The following is a 539-nucleotide window of genomic DNA, read 5'->3' as shown; positions in this document are numbered from 1 at the left end:
CGTCGTAGCGAACAACGAGGGGGCGAAGGTCGACGCCAAACGCCTCCTGGGGGGCCTCGGCCGGGCCCTGACGGAAGCGCGACCGGTCGGGGGCGTCGCGGAAGGCGATCCAGCCGGCGGCGGCCAACTCGGCACGCCAGCGCGCCAGGCTGCGGACCGATATGTCGAGCGCGGCCGACACATAGGCGTCCTGATAGGTGGAGACGAGAGCGAGGCCCTGTTGAAGCGCTGCCGCGCCCTTCACATCGGCAGTCCGCACGAAGCAGGCGGCGGGCTGCATCTTGACCAGCCAGTGAAGGTAGTTCCGTGCGCCCTTCGAGACGCCCATGGCCCGCGGGTGGACGTCTTCCAGGAGCTGCAGGAGCTGGCCCTTGGAGGCGTCGTTGGGTAGGCCGCGCCAGCGCCTGGCGGTTTCCTCGGCCCTCAGAAGTTCGGGCGTGACTGGTCGTAGACCGCGAATGTCATTCGCGGCCGGAAGATGCGTGAGCATCGGTCTTCTCCCCGTTAGGGGAGGGGATTTCAGGCAAAGCTCCGCCGTC

General features: G+C 68.5%; 1 protein-coding gene. It reads right to left on the bottom strand.

What is annotated here, in order from left to right; translation table 11 throughout:
- On the bottom strand, window positions 1-490 hold a 490-nt coding region (locus RDU12_RS15265), incomplete at its 3' end, for a helix-turn-helix domain-containing protein (protein ID WP_308685487.1).
- Window positions 491-539: the final 49 nt, after the last annotated feature.

The sequence above is a fragment of the Brevundimonas sp. genome (assembly GCF_031082345.1).
In the GTDB taxonomy this organism is placed as follows: domain Bacteria; phylum Pseudomonadota; class Alphaproteobacteria; order Caulobacterales; family Caulobacteraceae; genus Brevundimonas.
This window is presented reverse-complemented; position numbering and strand designations above follow the sequence as displayed.